Source organism: Paraburkholderia sp. GAS38 (assembly GCF_050434965.1).
GTDB classification, from domain to species: Bacteria; Pseudomonadota; Gammaproteobacteria; order Burkholderiales; family Burkholderiaceae; genus Paraburkholderia; species Paraburkholderia phenazinium_A.
Genome location: NZ_JBNDJO010000013.1, coordinates 160,081 through 178,796 on the forward strand (window position 1 = coordinate 160,081; position 18,716 = coordinate 178,796).

Below are 18,716 nucleotides of genomic sequence, written 5' to 3' on the forward strand. Positions count from 1 at the left end.
GCAACGATTATTTCTTTGAGCAGGTTGGGGATTGATTATTCTATTCATTGATTCGGAAATGTGTGGTCGTTAATTATCGTATTTATGTCGCAGATTGTACGTCGGCGAAAACGCCCCCGGCAAGACCGCCGCGTTGATCGGCGTGCACAACGAGGCGGATTTATAGACGAGCTACGCCCTGAGAGTCAATGGCGACAATGGCTGACGAATCACACAGCATCCGCAAGAGCGCCGCAACGAGATGCGGGTTGGCCTGACCAATCCGGTCCGATGCTTGATGGCGAAACGCGAGGAAAGCTCAATGCGATTGCGACCGCATCCCCGCATCCTCCGCCGGCATCCGCCCGGCCGGCAATGCCTCGGTGGACTCCAACGCATTAAGGCTCGTGTCGTCGCGATCGAGCATCGCGCGAGCCTTGTTCATATCAAGCGCTCCTTCCCAGCGGGCAACCACAATGGTCGCCACGCCATTGCCGATCAGGTTCGTGACGGCACGCGCCTCGTTGAGGAAGCGATCCACGCCGAGCAGCAGCACCAGGCCGGCCACGGGGATGGTGTGCATCGAGGCCAGCGTGGCAGCCAGCGCAACGAATCCAGCACCGGCAACGCCCGCAGACCCCTTTGAAGTCAGCAGCATCACGCCGAGCAGCAACAGTTGATCCCACAGCGTCAGGTGGATGTTCATGGCCTGCGCGACGAACATCGAGGCCATGGTCAGGTAGATCGCCGTCCCATCGGCGTTGAAGGTATAGCCGGTAGGCAGCACCATCCCGACTACGGGCCGCGAACACCCCAGCTTCTCCATCTTGATCAGCATCTGCGGCAGCACCGCTTCAGTGGACGCTGTCCCGAGGGTGATGAAAATTTCGTCCTTGATGTAGCGGAGATACTTCCACAGCGACAGCCCGCTGACTCGCATCACGAGGCCCAGGACGACGACCACGAAGAATACCGAGGTCAGGTAAAGGCACAACATCAGTTGCCCGAAAGATGCCAGCGTGCCGATTCCATACTTGGCGATGGTAAAGGCCATGCCGCCAAAAGCGCCGATGGGTGCAACGTACATGACGATTCGCACAATGCCGAACATACCCTGCAGCAACATATCGAGCATGTCGACGAACGGTGCAGTGCGCGGGCCCAGCTTGGCAAGCGCGATCGCGAGCAGCAGCGAAAAGAAGATGATGGGCAGCATGTCCCCATTCGCGAATGCGCCGACAATGCTGTTCGGCACGATGCTCATGAGGAAGTCGAGTATCCCGTGCTGTTGTGCCGCATGCGTGTAGGTGGAGATCGCCGAGCCGTCGATATGCGCGGGATCGATGTTCATCCCGCTGCCCGGCTTGATGACGTTCACGATGACGAGGCCAACCGCGAGCGCAATCGTCGACGCCACCTCAAAGTACACGACCGCCTTGACGCCGACGCGACCGGCCTCATGAAGGTCGCTCATACGCGCAATGCCCACCACGACAGAGGCGAAAATGATCGGCGCCAGCAGCATCCGGATCAGCTTGATGAACAGATCGCCGAGCGGCTTGAGTTGCGAGCCGACGTCAGGATAGAAGTGGCCGACGAGGACACCCGCCACAATGCCGATCAGCACCTGGACGTAGAGCCTGGAAAGCGATTTTCTGATCTTTGAAACCCGCATGACTGTCTCCTATGCGTGGCATCTTTAGTGAAAGTCAGAACGCGCTACCGCAGCGGGATCTACCGTTACGGTGAGCGCGGACCGATTTCGCTCACGTTTCTTTGGTCTATTTTTATGAACGCTGCGCCGGCGCTTTTGCCAGCGCGTTTCGCCGCTTGAGCGCTTATGCAGACAGCTTTTGCATCTCGGCGAACAGATCGGCCTTCCCTTCAAAGCCGATACCAGGCAGGTCAGGCATCGTGATGAAGCCGTTCTCCACCTTCACGCCATCGGGGAAGCCACCATACGGCTGGAACAGGTCCGGATAGGATTCGTTGCCGCCCAGGCCAAGGCCGGCCGCGATGTTCAACGACATCTGGTGTCCGCCGTGCGGAATGCAGCGGCTCGGCGACCAGCCGTGCTGATGCAGCATGTCGAGCGTGCGCAGATACTCGACGAGGCCATAACTCAGCGCGCAATCGAACTGCAGCCAGTCGCGGTCCGCACGCATGCCGCCGTAGCGGATCAGGTTGCGGGCGTCCTGCATCGAGAACAGGTCCTCGCCGGTCGCCATCGGCTTGTCGTAGTAATTGCGCAGGGTCGCCTGCAATTCGAAGTCGAGCGGGTCGCCCGGCTCTTCGTACCAGAACAGGTCGTACTGCGACAACGCCTTCGCGTACTGGATGGCTGTGTCGAGATCGAAGCGACCGTTAGCGTCGACGGCGAGTTTCTGTCCATCGCCGAGCACGCTCAGAATCGAATCGATGCGGCGCAAGTCTTCATCGAGCGAAGCGCCACCGATCTTCTTCTTCACAACCGTGTAGCCGCGGTCGATGTAGCTGCGCATCTCGTCCTTCAGCTTCCCGTGATCCTGGCCCGGGTAGTAGTAACCGCCGGCCGCGTAGACGAAAATCTTGCGGTCGGGCTGACCATTGCCGTAGCGGTCGGCCAGTAGCTGAAACAGCGGCTTGCCTTCGATCTTCGCAACCGCATCCCAGATCGCCATATCGATCGTGCCGATCGCGACCGAACGCTCGCCATGGCCGCCCGGCTTTTCGTTCGTGAACATGGTGGCCCAGATCTTGTGCGGATCGAGGTTATCGCCGGCCTCGTTGACGAGCGTCGCCGGATCCGCTTCGAGGATGCGCGGAATGAAGCGCTCCCGCATCAGCTTGCCCTGGCCGTAGCGGCCGTTCGAGTTGAATCCATAGCCGATCACCGGCTTGCCATCCCGGATGACATCCGTCACCACGGCGACGAGACTCAGCGTCATCTTGCTGAAGTCGATGTAGGCATTGCGGATGGGGGAACTGATCGGAACAGTCTTTTCGCGGATTTCAACGATTCGCATGGCGGTGTCTCCTGGACTTTGGGCAAGGATTGCGTGCATCTGCTGGCACGCATCCGGCTGCAACGGAACCTAGCTTATCCGCGAACGGTGGCGTTAGAATTCGCTCAGATTCATTTCATTTTTTACTTTGGGTGAATAACGGAAGTGAGCACTGATCCGGCGTCCGACTTCGAATTCTTCATCCTCCTCGCCAAGCTGAAAAGCCTGTCGGGAGCCGCGCGGGCGCTCGATCTCACCCCGCCGGCCGCCACCAAGCGCCTCGGGCTGATGGAGCAACGACTCGGGGCGCGGCTCGTCAACCGGACAACCCGAAGTGTCAGCCTGACACCGGAAGGCGAGACCTACCTGCGCTATGCCACGCAGATCGTGGGGCAAGTCCGCCAGATGGAAGACGAGATCTCCGGCGCCCGCACCGATCCGCAAGGTCTGCTACGCGTGAATGCGACGCTCGGTTTTGGGCGTACCACCATCGCACCGCTGGTATCCGAATTCGCCAAGCGTTTCCCCCATGTGGAGATCCAGTTTGAAGTAACCGACCGGCCCATCGATCTGGTGGAGGAAGCGTTCGATATGGCGATCCGTTTTGGCACACTTCCCGACAGCCGGCTCAGCGCCCGGCGCATCATGAGCAATCGTCGTTTTCTTTGCGCCTCGCCGAAATACCTCGAGCGCTTCGGGACACCCGAGCGCGTGGAGGACCTTGTCCGGCACCGTTGCATCATTCATCGCCAGAACGACGACGCCTATGGCGTATGGCGTTATATGCAGGGAGATCACACCGAGGCGCTGAAGGTCAAAGGCGCGCTTTCAAGCAACGATGGCGATATCGTGCTGCGGTGGGCGCTCGATGGACACGGGATACTGATTCGCTCCGAATGGGATCTGGCCAAGTACGTGCAAAGCGGGCGACTCAAGCTGGTCTTGCCGAATATCGTCCTGCCGTCAGCCGATCTGTTTGTCTACTACCCCAGCCAGCGAAACCAGACCGCGCGCGCCCGGGCCTTCATCGACTTTCTGATCGCCCATTTCCAGGCGCCGTTCACGCCGGTCGATACCGGCGTCGTCAAGGCATCTCGGGGCAAAACAGGGGCCGGCGGCTGATCCTCTTTGCCGGCCACTGCACTGTAAAGACACCCTCGCCGGTGTGATCCAGGCCGCACACGCGGTGGGCGCATCTGCGCCCACCGCGACTTGGCATGTGCTGTGCTTATAGCTCTCTCGCGCCTCAAAAGGGAACCGTTTGCCTGACCGTCCGCGCATAGGCTGCCAAGGCCTGCTGCATACGCGCACGATTGTTGGGCACTCAAGCACAAAGCTGGGCTATCGAGCCAAGCCACCTTCAATAAAAGCACCTTATGTATAAAAACAAACTGCTGCGGATTCTTGTTTGCGCCGGTCTTGCATGCCTCATTCAAACGGGCGCCTATGCAACGCCCTCTCCTTCTACGCCGCGGCCCGTCAAGGTACTCATCATTTCGATGTTCGGACCAGAAGGCAAAACATGGCTCGATCATCTCGGGCAAACCCAGACCATTACCGTAGCGGGTTTATCGCCGGATTATCCGGCTGTTCATTGCAACCGCGATGACGTGTGCGTCATCACGACCGGCATGGGCCATGCGAATGCCGCCGCCTCAATGGCTGCGCTGGTGTATTCGCGCAAGTTCGATCTGCGCAAGACCTATTTCCTGATCTCGGGCATTGCGGGCATCGATCCGGCGCAAGGCACGCTCGGTTCGGCAGCATGGGCTCGCTATCTCGTGGACTTCGGCATTCAGTGGGAACTCGATGCGCGCGAGATTCCCGGCAACTGGAAGTCCGGCTATCTCGGGATCAACACCCACAGCGAAACCGAAAAGCCGCCGCTGGATTACCACACAGAAGTCTTTCAGTTGAATGAAGCACTGCTACAAAAAGCCTACGCGCTGTCACGCAACGTCACGCTCACCGATAGTCCGGCCGCTCAGACCTACCGCGCGAAATACGCAAGCGCACCGGCCAATCAACCGCCCGCGGTTATCCAGTGCGACACGCTCGCAAGCGACACATGGTTCTCTGGCGAGGCCCTGGGACAACGCGCGCGCGACTGGACCAAACTGCTGACCGACGGCAAGGGCACCTACTGCACCACCCAACAGGAAGACAACGCCACGTTCGAGGTCATCAAACGCGCCGCAGCCGCAGGTCTGGCCGACACGAACCGCGTGGCGGCCCTGCGCGCGGGGTCGGACTTCGATCGCCCGCCACCGGGCGTATCGAACGCGGACAACCTGCTGGACTACCAGCAGCAAGGCGGCTTCGTGCCTGCGGTAGACAACCTCTACCTGGCGGGTTCGCCGCTGGTCAACGCCATCGTCAGGAACTGGGCGCAGTGGAAAAACGGCGTCCCCACTAATTAGGTCTGGCGCCGCCGACACGCTGCAAGTGTTTCGCGTATCACCCGTCTCGAAGTGCTTCATCCGTATGGTCTGCAGCCATGTACGCCATGGCGGCGCGTTCCCGATTGCCTATTTGCAGCCCAACCCACCGACGGGCAATAGGTAGGCATTCGTTTCTTTCAGGTTCAGGCATCAATCCGTATTTTAGTAATCCTACTTAATTTAAATGTAATCGATCTGCATGCAAGTGGTGGGGGTTTCTGCTGTGCCGAAGTACCAGGGCGGGCGAATTGAAAAATTCCGCACCGCCTAATGTCGAAAAAAAAATGCCCGGGCGCAACACGTTAGTCGCGCAACGGGTTTGGCTTACTGACAAGAGTGAAGGGAAATCATGAAACAAAGGACTTTGGCATCGGCCATCAGAAAGATACTTTGGGCTGAGATAGCGTTGTCAGCCGCATTCGGCCCATCCGCATTCGCCCAGAGCCAGGCGGCGACGGCAGATACTTCGACGCCGGCGGCGCCCGCCGCCGCAGCAAGCTCGGCAACGGCCGCGGCACCGGCTGCCGCCGCAACGACGCAGAACGGCGCCACGTCCGCGACAACCGGAAAAACCACCCAGCTGAAGCGCTTCGAGGTGACGGGTTCGCTGATTCGCAGTGCCGACAAGGTTGGCTTCAACCAGGTCCAGACCGTCACAGCAAAGGATATCCAGGACAGCGGCGCCAACAGCGTCTCCGACTTTCTGCGCAGCACCACCGCTAACTCGGCCGATAGCTGGAGCGAAGCCGAATCCAACAACTTTGCGGCAGGCGCATCGGGTATGGCGTTGCGCGGCCTGAGCGAAAAATACACGCTTGTGTTGATCGACGGACAGCGGGTCGCGCCGTTCGCGTTCTTTTCGAACGGCGTGGATACGTTCTTCGACCTGAACACGCTGCCGCTCAGTGCGATCGATCGCATCGAAATCGTCAAGACCGGCGCCGTCTCGCAGTATGGTTCGGATGCGATCGCAGGCGTGGTCAACATCATCACCAAGCACAATTTCCAGGGCCTGCAGTTGGACAGCAGCTATGGCGGTTCCACCGATGGCCGCGGCGGCAACGGTACGGCGAAGTTCAGCGCGCTCGGTGGGTTCGGCAATCTCACTTCCGACGGCTACAACGTCACGGCATCTGCGAGCTTCTTCAGGGACAACGGCTCCACGCTGGCCGATCGCGATTCGACCTCGGCTATGGACTTCACGAACCAGCCTGGCGGCATGTCGATGCTCGCGCCTTCATACTGGACCAATCCAACGACGGGCAATGCGCAGGCGCTGAGCTCGTGCCCGTACGGCAGTTCGGTTAAACCGGCTAGCACGAACTTCACGTCCGTCTTCTACGGCCAGACCACCGGTACGGTTTGCGGACTCAACACCGGCAACGGCTTCTCCATCGAGCCGTGGAGCCAGCGTCTGAGCGCGAAGGTGGATGCGCAGTTCAAGATCAACGACACGACCACGGCATTTGTGGATCTGTGGGAGAGCAACAACACGAGCGTCCAGGGCGGCGGGGTGTGGAACAACACTGTCGGCGGGACCAATTCGTCGCTGGTGTACAACCCTACGACGAAGCAGTTCTCGCTGTTCAACAACACCGTGCCGGCGAGCAACCCATATAACCCGTTCGGGGTGGCGACGCCGCTCGTCTACTCGTTCCCTGACGCCGTAGCGGAAACGACAGACGCTAATTACTGGCGCGCGGCCACGGGCGTCAAGGGTACGCTCACGCTGCCGAACGGTGACTGGGACTGGGCGACCACGTACACGCACTCGCAAAGCGACGTGTCCAATACATACTCGAACCAGTTGAACGTCAGCGTTCTGAACAACATCTACCAGAACGGCACCTACGACTTCGCGAATCCGTCTGCGACACCGAACGCGCTGAACGGCCTGTACATGGACGCAAACAATATCGCCGTCTCGAAGCTCGATACGCTCGATGCGACGATTTCCACCCCGACGCTGTTTCACTTGCCGACCGGCGACGTGGGCCTGGGTCTCGGCGCCGAGTTCTTCCACCAGAGCGAATCCCTGAGTCAAGGTGCAGCGTATGCGGAAGGTCTGGTCCTCACGCCGGACGAGGAAGAGGTGCAAGGCCAGCGCAACGTCGCAGCGGTGTACTACCAGTTCGACATTCCGATCGTGAAGACACTGACGTTTAGCCAGTCGGGCCGCTACGACCACTACAGCGATGTCGGCGGCGCGTTCTCGCCGCGTTTCGCCTTGCGCTGGCAGCCGGTCAAGGCGTTGACTGCCTATGCGTCTTACGATCGCGGTTTCCGTGCGCCCACGTTTGTCGAGGACAGCACCTCACAGAATATGGCGCTCGTGATCAATCAGTCGGGTTCCGTCACATCGCTCACTTCCGGCAATCCGGACCTGCAACCGGAACGCACGAAGAACTACAACATTGGCTTCGAGCTGTCGCCGACCCGCACGACCGACGTCGGGCTCGACTGGTACCGCATTCACATCAGCAACGTGATCGGCATCGACCAGCCGTCGTCGACGGTCTATTACCCCGGTTCGACCACACCCGAATACGAGACCTTCCAGTATGAGAACCTCGGGAATCTCGATACGAGCGGTTTCGAAACCACCTTCCGCCAGTCGTTGCCGACCTCGATCGGCACGTTCACGCTGTCGGGCGACTGGGCTTATGTGGATACGTTCAAGTTCCAGCTAGGCGGTCAGACGGTGAATGCGGCTGGCAACAACCTCGCGCTCAACGAGCCGTTCGGCGGCAGCTTCCCGCGCTGGAAGGGCAACACCACCTTGAGCTGGGCGTATCACCAGTGGAATACGGCGCTGTCGTGGCAGTACACGGGACCGTACACGCAGACCTTCACCTATATCCCAACGCCGACACCGCAAAACGGCAGCGTGGGGTCCTATAGCCAGTTCAATCTGATGGTGACCTACACGGGCTTCAAGCACTGGACGATCTACGGCGGCATCGACAACATCTTCAACCGCGTGCCGCCGTTCGATGCGGTATGGGCGGATGGTCCGCTGTGGCAGCAGGGCTATGACACGTCGCTGTACACGTATGTCGGCCGCTTCGCGCAGATTGGTGCGACGTACAAGTTCTGAGCGTAATTGAACAAGCGGGTCTCGCGCTCCTGTCCTTACGTTGTAGAGGCGGGAGCGGGCCCGCGCTTTGCCGCTACGCGCCGCTTGATTCACGCGACCCATGCGTCTTGGGTAAATTCGCATTGCAACGTCTGAATCCCTAGAATAATCGCGACCATTTTGGAAAATCGATCATTCAAGGCATCGCTCGCAAAGAACGGTTCCGATCACACGTTCTGGGGCAATGGGAGACGGTATCGCAATGAACAATACGACCATCGAGGTGGCCTGCACACTCTTCGTGATCGCGGTTTTCGCCACGCTGCCGGCCCGCCGGAAGCGGCAAAAGAAGAAGCCCGAAACACGCAAGACGGAGCCTTTGACATTACGCTGGCAAACATCGCCCAGCACCTTCCAGCCTGAGCCGCAGTATTGGGCGCTGGCCAACACATTGGTCTTCAACGTGCGCAACGGATGCGCCTGGGATAGCTTGCGTCTGGACGCTTCCGCCGACGAAACCCGTCAGTCCCTGCGTCAATCGTGGGGCATTAGCGATCGTGCCACGCTACTCGAGCAGCTTCACGGCGTATTCACGGGTGGACATCGTCAGGCGCTCCAGCCGTTTGTCGGCCACTACGCCGGTTTTCCAGAAGCAGCGTTCAAGCAGGAGGTCGAACGGCTGCGCGAGGATCGTGAACTGCCTGACGAAGCGCGGCGCGAGTCCCTATGGCAAATGCAGGCTGCGCGAGACAACCGCGATGGTGTGCAGTCGGTTAACTTTCTCGCCTGGGACATGGTGCGATTCATTATGCTTTGCCAGAACGGCTTGTTGCTGGACCTCATTGACGAACGGGAAGCGCGTGACTTCATTCTGCTGCCCTCGCTCTACCTGCAGCGCGACTACAAAAGCTGGCTCGACTGCGCCGATCAGTTCATGCGGGCACGCGGTTTTTGGGCCGGCGGTGACCCCGCCATGATCCCCACCCAGGAGGCCACCCGCGAAGTCATCGAACTGGCGCAACGAGATCCGCACAGCCCATGGAAACTGCTCGCCTGGGAGATGGCGCTGCCTGCCCCCCAATGGTTGTTCGTCTCCGCGCTCTACGAGATGCAATTGCTCGCTCCGCTCTCCGAACGCGAGCGTGGCGAAGCTAACGAATTCGAACTGCTGCTGGATAACGCGCTCCAAAAGATTCACCTCACCGACCTGGCGCGATGATTCCGCTACTGCTCGATCCGGCGCTGTGGGTCGGCCTGCTTGCAGGCTGGGCGATTTTCGCAAGCGTGCAACGCCTGTATGCGCGTTTTGGCCGTCGTGGAGAAAAAGCAGGACAACGTAGCACTGATCCGCCGCGTGGCATCAATCTTGTCGATGTCCGCGAGGGGCTGTATCAACATGGCCCTCCGGCCGATACCCCGGTGCAGTGGGCCATCGCGTTGTCCGCCCTGGATTGCGAGCGCGAGCGGTTCTATCACGACCGGCTCGATCTTCTGCCGCCTGATGCACGTCAGGCGGCGCGTTTCATGGCCCGCTTCGCCTCGCGCCATGAGATCAACAGCCCGGCGGCGTGGACGATGCGACTGCGATGGCTACGCGAAGGAGGTCATCGGCGCGACATCGCCCTGATCAGAGCGCTCATGTCGCGATTGGCCCGTGGCGAGCAGACGCACGATGCGGGTTCCACAGGAGATTGGTTATCGGCGTTTTCGCATACCTACGGCCCGCTGCGAGGCATGCGCGAGCAACAGTTCCGTGCGTTGCGGGAGCAGCCTGACCGGTGGCGGCGGATGAACGGCCTCGCCTATGACGCCAGTCGCATGGTGCTCTACTACCGGGCTGGGTGTCGCTTAGGTTACGTTGCGGAGGCCGAGGCCCGCACGCGGATCGAAGAAATCGCGCAGGAAGTCGCGATGCATTACGCCGACTGGCAAGACTTCGAAACCGACCTGCTTTTGACGGCAGGCTTCGTCGAAGATAACGCGGCTTCCGCGCAAACGGCGGCGCTGCGCCTTCGCGCTGCCGGTAACGCGCCCTGGCAGGTGCTGACCTGGCCAGTCATGCGTGAACCGACGGTTTCCTGACGACACCCAACTGCATCCAGCATCGCGCATCGAATCGCACAACAAGTGCGTCGAAGACGGCGTGACTGCCCCTGCTTCTGACGCAACAAAACACTGATAAGGAACCATGATGAAGGCATTTGTTGTCGATCGATATGGACGCAAGAGTGGCATACGGGCCGCTGATATGCCGGTCCCCGAGCCGCGCGAAGACGACGTGTTGATCCAGATCCACGCCGCGGGCGTGAACCCTCTCGACGCGAAGATCAGGGACGGAGAGTTCAAACTCATTTTGCCCTATCGTTTGCCGCTGATTTTGGGCAACGATGTGGCCGGCGTCGTGATCCGCGTCGGATCGCGTGTGCAGCAATTCAAGCCGGGCGATGAGGTCTATGCCCGTCCGCATAAAGATCGGATCGGTACGTTTGCGGAATTCATCGCGCTCAGGGAAGACGCCGTCGCCCTCAAGCCTAAAACACTCACGATGGAAGAAGCGGCTTCAATCCCGCTGGTGGGCTTGACCGCCTGGCAAGCGCTGATTGAAAAAGGACAACTGAAGAAAGGGCAGAAGGTGCTTATACATGCCGGCTCGGGCGGCGTCGGCACCTTTGCCATCCAACTGGCGAAGCATGTGGGCGCGACCGTCGCGACGACGGCGAGCGCAGGAAATGCCGGATGGCTGAAGCAACTCGGTGCGGACATCGTCATCGACTACAGGAAAGATGACTTTGCCGCCGTCCTGAAAGACTTCGACGTGGTGCTGGACACACAGGGCGGAAAGACCCTCGAGCGATCACTGCAAGTGCTCAAGCCAGGTGGCAGGCTGATCGGGATCGCCGGTCCGCCCGATCCGGATTTTGCCAAAGAGATCGGCGCCGCCTGGTTCCTGAAAACAGCGATGCGCTTTCTGAGCTATCGCGTCAGAAAAGCGGCGAAACGTCATGACGTCACCTATTCATTTCTTTTCATGCGTGCCGATGGGAGCCAGTTGGCGCAGATCGCTGCGCTCATCGACGCAGGTGTCATCAAGCCTGTGATCGATCGGGTCTTCCCGTTTGCATCAACCCAAGAGGCCTTGGCCTACGTCGAAACAGGGCGTGTAAAGGGGAAGGCCGTCGTCAAGATCCGATGATAGCCAGCGCGAGGTACGCTACCCCCGCGCCCGATTGATCGCGCTCGTCGCCAGCTCGCGCGCCAGGTCCGCATATAACTCGGCCCACTTGCCCAGCAAGCTGGAGTCGTCGGTCAGGAAAAGCGGATGGTCGGCCCATGCGCTGACGTTCGAGCCTTCCCAGGCCACCTCGAACAGGCGCAGATCCTCATCCTCGCTGACGCCGCTATCGATCAGCTCGCGAAACGAGGCGAGGTTATAGACACACACCTCGTCGGGCGCCATGCAATGGATAGCGGCGAGCGCGTCCGTCGCCTCCTTTTGCGCGGCGGCGCGGCTGGCGGCCATCAGGAAGACGATGCATTCGTCATGCGCCTGGCCGAACATCAGCCGGTACAACGAAGTTTTACAGCGTTGGCTTAATTGCGTGCCGACCGTTTCCTCAACGGCCGCTGGCGCTTCGTGAGTGCGCGGGTTCACCCACCCAACGCTCATGGGCCACTGTGGCCGCTGTTTTCGGCTGCGATAGCGATCGCTACACCAGTACACGTACAAGCCGCAGGCAACCAGGCAAGCTAGCGCCAGAATCCCGACGCCCGCGAGTACCGTCAAATCGGTGCGCACCATGTCAGGCTCCCTCCAGTCCCGCGCGGGCTTCGTCTGCGACGTCCCGCGCATCTCCTGTCTATATTTACAACGCTTTTATTCTAGTAAGCAATCTATCCCGCTTTAGGACACTTCTCTACCCCGGACTACCCCTTACATGACCGTTGCACGCCAGCGTGAGATGCGGATCGAATCGTGAGGGCAGCTACGTATTCGCCACCAGCAGTTCCTCCGCATTGGCCGGCGGACGCAGACCGTCCGGCCTGCCTGCGAAGTAACGCTGGGTGAGATCGCCCGCCGAAACGTGCCGTGCCTCCCGGAAGCCGGCTTCCCGCGCCAGCGCCTGGATCTCCGGCGGGGTGAAGAAGCTGACAAAAGGCGTGCCGCTTGCTCGTGCCCCTTTCTCCGCCATCTCGAGTCCCGGACGAACCTCGGGATCCGCCAGCTCCAGCGGGAGCAGGAACGTCATGGCCAGCGTCGATCCTGGGGCGAGGGCCGCGACCTCGCGCAACGTGGCCGCGTTCGCTTCCCTGGTGAGGTACATGCTGACACCTGTAGACACCACGATGGCCGGCTGGCTGTTATCGAAGCCCGCCGTCACGAGGCCATCCTGCCAACTGGCGCCGGCTTCGAAATCGACGGGTACGAAGCGCAGCCAGTCCGGCACGCCAAAGCCGAGTTCGATCAGGCGCTGACGCTTCCATGCCTGAGGACCCGGCCGGTCGACCTCGAACACCTTCAGGCGGGAGGCGATCTCAGGCCGCCGCTGCGCGAAGCTGTCCAGGCCGGCGCCGAGGATCACGTACTGACTCAGCCCGCGCCCGGCCTGCTCCACCACCAGATCCTCGATGAAGCGGGCACGCGCTACGATTGAAGCGCGGAATGGTCGGGTGAACTGCGGATCCATGTCCCCGCGGCGGCGCCAGTCCTCGCCCGGGGCCAGCAGCTTGAGGCCGATTTCGTCTTCGAGCACATGCGGCGGCGCGTCGGCTTCCACATGCAGCGCGCGCCACAAGGCGACACGTGCGGCTGTGCTGTCCGGTGCCGGATCTTGCCGATCGGTCATGGGTGTCTCCTGTTGGCTCGTCTTCGCTTCGGCTTAAACCACCTCAACCGGTGCCACTCTTCGGACTCCACAGCGGAGGACTCCGCCTTGGCAAAGCCCGTCACCCGTCACCGCGCTTGAGCTTTGCGTGCAGGCCAGAAATACAACGCCGCCGCACCGCGCAATCCGGGGCCTTGCCGGCTCGCCACAACTTCGCGCTCACGGAACCAGAACGTGAGCGACACCACTGGCGTCCCAGGCTTGAGCATACGATCAAGCAGCGCCGCCAGTTTGGGCATCGGCTTGATCATCAGGTAGCAGGTGACGGCGTGCGCGTCCTGCAGATTGCACGCGTAGAAATTGGCTCGCTGCAAAGCAACATTGGCTAGCTTGCGGGTCCGAAACCGCGCGACCCAGTAGGGCAGCGGCGACATTTCGATGCCGCGTATCCGCGCCTCGGGAAACGCCTTGGCCAGCGCGATGACGAGCGAACCCCAGCCGCTGCCCAGCTCGTACACGATGGCCTGCTGCGGCAAGTTCGCCTGTTTCAATAGCGCCACGACGTCGGCCGCTTCCGACGCTTTTGACGGCATAGGCGGTACGCCCGTGATGAGCTGAAAAACCAGCAGCGAGAGACACAGTAACGCGACGATCAGCAACGCAACAAATGATGGAAGGTCAGGCATAGGCGATTGAGCTTGTGGTGGTGCCGGTCTTGGGTCCGGTAAGAGCTTAGAAAGAAAATTCCTAGCACCGTTGATTATCTTTGTTTTAAGCTTGGCACCGGCCCATCTCCATCGATAATAACAAGCACTGCTGCTTAACAATGATTAAATTCCAGGGGTTATCCAAACAGTACGGCAGCTTTGATGCTGTGCATCCGTTGGATCTGCAAATCTCCAGTGGAGAACTATTCGGCTTCCTGGGTCCTAATGGCGCAGGTAAAACCACCACCATCCGCATGATGATGGGCTTGCTGGTGCCGAGCAGCGGCTCGGTCCAGATCGACGGACTCGATTGCCACGCCGACAACACCGAAGTCAAACGTCGCATCGGCTACCTGCCCGACAATCCGATTTTCTACGACTACCTGCGCGGTCACGAGATTCTCCAGTTCGTCGGCGAGATGCATGGTCTGCCGCGCGCAGAAGCAAAACAGCGCACGCAGCGCTTGCTGAAAGAGTTCAGCCTCGATGACGCGAGCGAAGAATTCGCCGTCAATTACTCAATGGGCATGAAAAAGAAACTTGCCCTTGCCTGCGCGCTGATTCACGAACCACGCGTGCTGATTCTGGACGAGCCGATCAACGGTCTCGATCCGCGCGCCGCGCGCGAGGTCAACGAGCGTCTGCTCCAATGCGCAGCGCAAGGCATGACCATTTTCGTCTCAACCCATTTGCTGGACATGGCCGAGCGGCTGTGCAGCAGGGTCGGCATCATCCACCACGGCAAGCTGGTCGCCACCGGCACGCTCGACCAGATTCGCGCCGCCACAGCCACCAACGGTTCGCTCGAAGAGATCTTCCTCAGCCTGACGAACGACGTCTCGCCGACGAGCGAGTCAATCTCCAGGGTGGCGTGACATGGCCTATCACGAGGCACTGCGCGCAACCCGTGTGCTCGCCGGCCTGCGCCTGCGCAGGCTGCACAACATCATGACTGTCACCACCTTGCGGCGGCTGTCCAAAGGGGTAGCGAAAGGCGACCATCGGCAAGCCACACCGGCCAAGGCGGGTATAGGCTGGCTGGTGATGCTATGCGTGGCCGCGATGATGGCCTCGTCATTCGGCAACAGCACGCGGGCGTTTCTGCTCACGCTGTATTGCCAGGGCAACGCAGCGTGCAGCGGCATATCTTCGATGCTCTCTCCCCGGATTGCCGCGTACGCGCACATGACGCCGTTCAGCGACGGCATGACGCGCGGCATGACGATGTTGATGAGCGTGATGGGGCTATTCGCCTTGCTGTATCCGTTCGTGTCGTCGATGCGATCCGGTCCCGACTGGGACTTCGAATGGATCGCGACTCTACCGATGACACGAACCACGCTGCTATGCACGCGAATCGCCGAACGCGCCCTTATCAACCCAACCGCGTGGCTCGCGTTCGGTATTACCGGTGGGATCACCGCGTGGTATGCCAATGCAGGCTGGTTGACGCCGCTCTATACGCTACTGATCATCCCGCCTTTGCTATTGCTGGTCGCTTCGCTCTGGACCGTCCTCGATCTGGGGCTGCATGTCATGCTGCTACCGGCTGCGTTGCGTAATTTTCAGGCCATCCTCATGCTCGTGGTGGGTCCGGTGGTTTATCTGGTGATGTCGCTTCAGTCGCCAACCGCCAGGCACTATGCACTGATGCTTGCCGGGCACACGCCGCAGTGGGCCATCTGGACGCCGCCCGGCGTCGCCATCCAGATACTGTCCGCGCCGTTCGAACTGCACGCCCTGAGCCTGTACGGCATCTTGCTGGTGGAGGCCGGCATGGTTGCGCTACTCAGCGTGTTGTTCCTGCGCTTTCAGTTGCGCGCGGGCATTGTGACGCACGGCCTGCGCGAGAGCGGCCGGTCCGCGCGGCATACCCGCAAGTCGCGCGAAGACGAACAGACACGCGAGCGCACTCGCAACGCTGGCAGGGTGTGGCTATCGCCCGTCAAACGACGCGAACTGATTTTGCTTTTGCGCGATCGCCGCCATCTGATCCAATGCCTGGGCCTGCCGCTCATGATGGTGTTCGGCCAGTTCCTGCTCAACGACCATCTGGGCGCGACGGTCATGCAGAATCCCGCGTTCACGGCGAGCGTCGCATTCTTTATCGGCGCGTACACCTTCATGCAGACCGTGATGCCGGCGTTGATCACGGAAGGCGAACGGCTCTGGCTGCTTTATACATTCCCCCGCTCGCTCGCCGGCGTATTGCTGGAAAAAGCGCAGTTCTACTGCGGGATCGCACTCATTTATCCGCTGCTGTTGTTCGCCGGTTGCATGACGCTGTCCCATCTTGCGCCCTGGCATTTTGCAGTAGGCGCCCTGCTGGTCTTGCTCGGTTTGCCCATCTACGCCGTGATCGCGCTATCGCTAGGCGTATTGTCCGGGATGCCCGCTGAAACAGGCAGGCGCCAGCTAGGAATCCGCTATGCCTATCTTTTCATGGCACTGGCAGGGTTCTATATTTACGCGCTGGCGTCCCACGTCTGGTGGCAGCAGATCACCACACCCATCCTGTGCGGCGCGCTCGCTTTTGCGCTTTGGCAAAAGGCGAGCGACAGGCTGCCCTATCTGCTCGATCCCACGGCTACTCCGCCGTCGCAGGTCTCGCTGGCCGACGGTCTGATCGCGGCGATGCTGTTCTTCGTGCTGCAGTTCATTGCCGGCTACGTGTTGAAGCAAACAGTGCATGTCGATGCGTTCACGCGCGTGCTGCTTGGCTATGTGTGTGCCGGGGCCGTGACCTATCTGTTGATGCGCACTGCGTTCTGGAGCCTGAAAACCCGTGGCATACCACACGTTCTTGGCCCTCAACCGATCCGCGCCGTCGCATACGGCGCTGCAATCGGCGTGCTCTGCGGCGGCGTGGGCCTGCTCTACCTGTGGCTGACCAGGCGCTATGGGTTTGCACCCGCTATCCCACCGACATTGCTATCACCGTCCGCGCGCCTCGCCCTCTGCGCCTTGACCGTATGCGCAGCGCCGGTGTTCGAGGAATTCGTGTTCCGCGGCCTCATCTTCGGCGGCATGCGCCGCTCGCTCAATGTCTTGCTGTCGGCCTTGGGGAGCGCAGGCTTGTTTGCCATCGTTCACCCGCCTTTCTCCATGCTGCCGGTGTTCGTGCTGGGTCTCGGAACGGCATGGGTGTACGGGCGCAAGAAAATGCTGCTCGCGTCGATGGCGACTCACGCTGTCTACAACGCTATCGTGGTCGGGTTCCAGCTTGCCACGCTCTACACCTGATCGGCCGACACGCCCTCCCCCCCCCTCACTCACTCGCAAGGTGACCGGTCCACGAATCAACACCAGATACGCCAGCGCCGCGAACAACGACATCCCCGCGCCCAGGTATAACGCCGGCACAAAGGACCCCGTCTTTTGCACGATCAGTCCGGTCACGATCGGCGCGAGCGAGCCGCCCATATAGCCACCGAAGTTCTGCAGCGCACCGAGCGAACCGGTACACCGCTGCGGACTGAATACGCTGATCATGGCCCAGGCGATCGTGGTCGCCGCCGTGCCGCAGAACAACGCGCCGGACAGACACGCCACAGCAACGTTGTTGTCGGGTACGAGCGCGGCCACCACGACGAACAGCGTCTGCGCGACCAGAAATGCACACGCGGGCACCTTGCGGCTATGGGTCAGGCTCATGCCTTTGCGCGCGAGCCAGTCGGTCAAATAGCCCGCCACGAGCGCCCCTAAGACCGCGAACGTATAGGGAATGGCCGCCGTCCATCCGACCTGCGCGAGGCTCATATGCCGGGCCATGTGCAGATAGCCCGGCAACCAGGTATTGAACAGCCAGTTCACGTAGATCACGCCGAAATACCCAATGACCAAACCCCAGGTCGTACTCGATCTGAACAGACTGCGCCATTGCACGAGACTCAGCCCGCGCTTCTCTCCGCTTGAAGTGGCTTCTCCGAGTCCGAGGTAGCGGCGCTCATCATCCGTGAGCGCCAGTTGCGACGGATTGCGATACACGGCGAACCAGACCGCCGCCATCACAAGACCGAGAATGCCCATGGTCATGAACATCCAGCGCCAGCCGAAGCTCAGCATCATGGCCGTAAGCAGCGGCGCGGCGAGTCCCGTGCCGAGATACGAAGCACACATGAAAATGCCCGTCGCGGAACCGCGGTCGCGCACGGCGAACCAGTCCTTGACGACGCGTGCCGCTGCCGGAAACTGCGGCGCCTCGCCAATGCCGAGCAGTGCGCGTGCTGCGGCAAACTGCGCGGTGTTCGTCACGAGACCGCATAACAACTGCGCGCTCGACCAGACCGCGAGTCCGCAACCGAGCAGCCAGCGCGGACCGTAACGGTCGATCAACGCGCCAATCGGCAACTGGGAAAACGCGTAGGCCCACAAAAAGGCCGAAAGCAGCATCCCCATTTCGGCAATCGACAGTCCCAGATCATGGCGGATCAGTGGATTGGCGACGGCCAACGCGGCGCGGTCGATGGTACTGATGGCAATGCTGACAACCAGCATGGCCAACGTGCTGCGCTGGATGATTTTTAGTCTCGGGGATGCGGCAACCGTACTCGTCATGCTGTCTCCTGTCTGGCGTGCTTTATAGGTCTACGTCACACCCCGTCCTTCAGCCGGCAGGGTGTTAACTCCCATAACGGTATACGCTCCCGGCTTTTACTGCTCCCAAGTCCGCAAGAGAATGGGTTGGTCTGTTCCTAAACCCATGA

The 18,716-nt window shown here is 60.6% G+C and carries 13 protein-coding genes and 1 pseudogene; 8 read left to right on the forward strand and 6 right to left on the reverse strand.

Features of this window, described 5'->3' with window-relative positions; all coding sequences use genetic code 11:
* Window positions 1-298 precede the first annotated feature (298 nt).
* Window positions 299-1,654: a C4-dicarboxylate transporter DctA gene (gene dctA, locus P3T42_RS27180; protein ID WP_074293794.1), complete on the reverse strand. Its 1,356-nt coding sequence runs from the start codon at window positions 1,652-1,654 to the stop codon at window positions 299-301.
* A gap of 163 nt (window positions 1,655-1,817) precedes the next feature.
* Complete coding sequence (locus P3T42_RS27185) at window positions 1,818-2,984, reverse strand: mandelate racemase/muconate lactonizing enzyme family protein (protein ID WP_074293795.1); 1,167 nt, start codon at window positions 2,982-2,984, stop codon at window positions 1,818-1,820.
* A 144-nt stretch (window positions 2,985-3,128) separates the two neighbouring features.
* Here P3T42_RS27185 and P3T42_RS27190 point away from each other — a divergent pair, with 144 nt between their 5' ends.
* From P3T42_RS27190 to P3T42_RS27215, 6 genes are all read left to right on the forward strand, one after another.
* Entirely contained in the window at window positions 3,129-4,085 is a 957-nt protein-coding gene (locus P3T42_RS27190; protein WP_429307761.1) for a LysR family transcriptional regulator, read from the forward strand.
* 254 nt (window positions 4,086-4,339) lie between these two features.
* Window positions 4,340-5,383, forward strand: a complete 1,044-nt coding sequence (locus tag P3T42_RS27195) for a purine-nucleoside phosphorylase (protein WP_429307762.1) — start codon at window positions 4,340-4,342, stop codon at window positions 5,381-5,383.
* A 370-nt stretch (window positions 5,384-5,753) separates the two neighbouring features.
* Window positions 5,754-8,501, forward strand: coding sequence for a TonB-dependent receptor (locus tag P3T42_RS27200; RefSeq protein WP_429307763.1), 2,748 nt, complete (start codon window positions 5,754-5,756; stop codon window positions 8,499-8,501).
* Window positions 8,502-8,742: 241 nt separating this feature from the next.
* Window positions 8,743-9,699, forward strand: coding sequence for a DUF1266 domain-containing protein (locus P3T42_RS27205; RefSeq protein WP_429307764.1), 957 nt, complete (start codon window positions 8,743-8,745; stop codon window positions 9,697-9,699).
* Window positions 9,696-10,562 (forward strand): DUF1266 domain-containing protein, encoded by an 867-nt coding sequence (locus tag P3T42_RS27210; RefSeq protein ID WP_429307765.1) that lies wholly within the window; start codon window positions 9,696-9,698, stop codon window positions 10,560-10,562. Before P3T42_RS27205 ends, P3T42_RS27210 begins: the two co-directional genes overlap by 4 nt.
* A 109-nt stretch (window positions 10,563-10,671) precedes the next feature.
* The gene (locus P3T42_RS27215; RefSeq protein ID WP_429307827.1) at window positions 10,672-11,673 is read left to right on the forward strand and encodes an NADP-dependent oxidoreductase; all 1,002 of its coding nucleotides are present in this window, start codon (window positions 10,672-10,674) and stop codon (window positions 11,671-11,673) included.
* A gap of 18 nt (window positions 11,674-11,691) precedes the next feature.
* On the opposite strand, the gene P3T42_RS27220 is transcribed toward P3T42_RS27215, so the two are convergent.
* From P3T42_RS27220 to P3T42_RS27230, 3 genes are all read right to left on the reverse strand, one after another.
* Window positions 11,692-12,279 carry a hypothetical protein gene (locus P3T42_RS27220; protein WP_429307766.1) on the reverse strand — a complete coding sequence of 196 codons (588 nt, stop codon included), beginning with the start codon at window positions 12,277-12,279 and terminating at the stop codon, window positions 11,692-11,694.
* A gap of 184 nt (window positions 12,280-12,463) precedes the next feature.
* Entirely contained in the window at window positions 12,464-13,324 is an 861-nt protein-coding gene (locus tag P3T42_RS27225) for a class I SAM-dependent methyltransferase (protein ID WP_429307767.1), read from the reverse strand.
* 107 nt (window positions 13,325-13,431) lie between these two features.
* On the reverse strand, window positions 13,432-13,962 hold the full coding sequence (locus tag P3T42_RS27230) for a class I SAM-dependent methyltransferase (RefSeq protein WP_429307768.1): 531 nt from the start codon (window positions 13,960-13,962) through the stop codon (window positions 13,432-13,434).
* 167 nt (window positions 13,963-14,129) lie between these two features.
* Here P3T42_RS27230 and P3T42_RS27235 point away from each other — a divergent pair, with 167 nt between their 5' ends.
* Window positions 14,130-14,885 carry an ABC transporter ATP-binding protein gene (locus P3T42_RS27235; protein WP_074293805.1) on the forward strand — a complete coding sequence of 252 codons (756 nt, stop codon included), beginning with the start codon at window positions 14,130-14,132 and terminating at the stop codon, window positions 14,883-14,885.
* A gap of 1 nt (window position 14,886) precedes the next feature.
* Entirely contained in the window at window positions 14,887-17,253 is a 2,367-nt protein-coding gene (locus P3T42_RS27240; RefSeq protein ID WP_429307769.1) for a CPBP family intramembrane glutamic endopeptidase, read from the forward strand.
* Between the two features lie 171 nt (window positions 17,254-17,424).
* Here the strand turns inward: P3T42_RS27240 and P3T42_RS27245 are convergent.
* A pseudogene (locus tag P3T42_RS27245) lies at window positions 17,425-18,567 on the reverse strand (MFS transporter); the annotation flags it as partial.
* Window positions 18,568-18,716 lie beyond the last annotated feature (149 nt).

What these genes read in the sequence shown, in the direction of transcription:
- P3T42_RS27205 (WP_429307764.1), top strand. Translation starts at nt 8,743, where the DNA reads ATGAACAATACGACCATCGAGGTGGCCTGCACACTCTTCGTGATCGCG.
- P3T42_RS27220 (WP_429307766.1), bottom strand. Translation starts at nt 12,279, where the DNA reads ATGGTGCGCACCGATTTGACGGTACTCGCGGGCGTCGGGATTCTGGCG.
- dctA (WP_074293794.1), bottom strand. Translation starts at nt 1,654, where the DNA reads ATGCGGGTTTCAAAGATCAGAAAATCGCTTTCCAGGCTCTACGTCCAG.
- P3T42_RS27195 (WP_429307762.1), top strand. Translation starts at nt 4,340, where the DNA reads ATGTATAAAAACAAACTGCTGCGGATTCTTGTTTGCGCCGGTCTTGCA.
- P3T42_RS27200 (WP_429307763.1), top strand. Translation starts at nt 5,754, where the DNA reads ATGAAACAAAGGACTTTGGCATCGGCCATCAGAAAGATACTTTGGGCT.
- P3T42_RS27225 (WP_429307767.1), bottom strand. Translation starts at nt 13,324, where the DNA reads ATGACCGATCGGCAAGATCCGGCACCGGACAGCACAGCCGCACGTGTC.
- P3T42_RS27185 (WP_074293795.1), bottom strand. Translation starts at nt 2,984, where the DNA reads ATGCGAATCGTTGAAATCCGCGAAAAGACTGTTCCGATCAGTTCCCCC.
- P3T42_RS27240 (WP_429307769.1), top strand. Translation starts at nt 14,887, where the DNA reads ATGGCCTATCACGAGGCACTGCGCGCAACCCGTGTGCTCGCCGGCCTG.
- P3T42_RS27210 (WP_429307765.1), top strand. Translation starts at nt 9,696, where the DNA reads ATGATTCCGCTACTGCTCGATCCGGCGCTGTGGGTCGGCCTGCTTGCA.
- P3T42_RS27235 (WP_074293805.1), top strand. Translation starts at nt 14,130, where the DNA reads ATGATTAAATTCCAGGGGTTATCCAAACAGTACGGCAGCTTTGATGCT.
- P3T42_RS27215 (WP_429307827.1), top strand. Translation starts at nt 10,672, where the DNA reads ATGAAGGCATTTGTTGTCGATCGATATGGACGCAAGAGTGGCATACGG.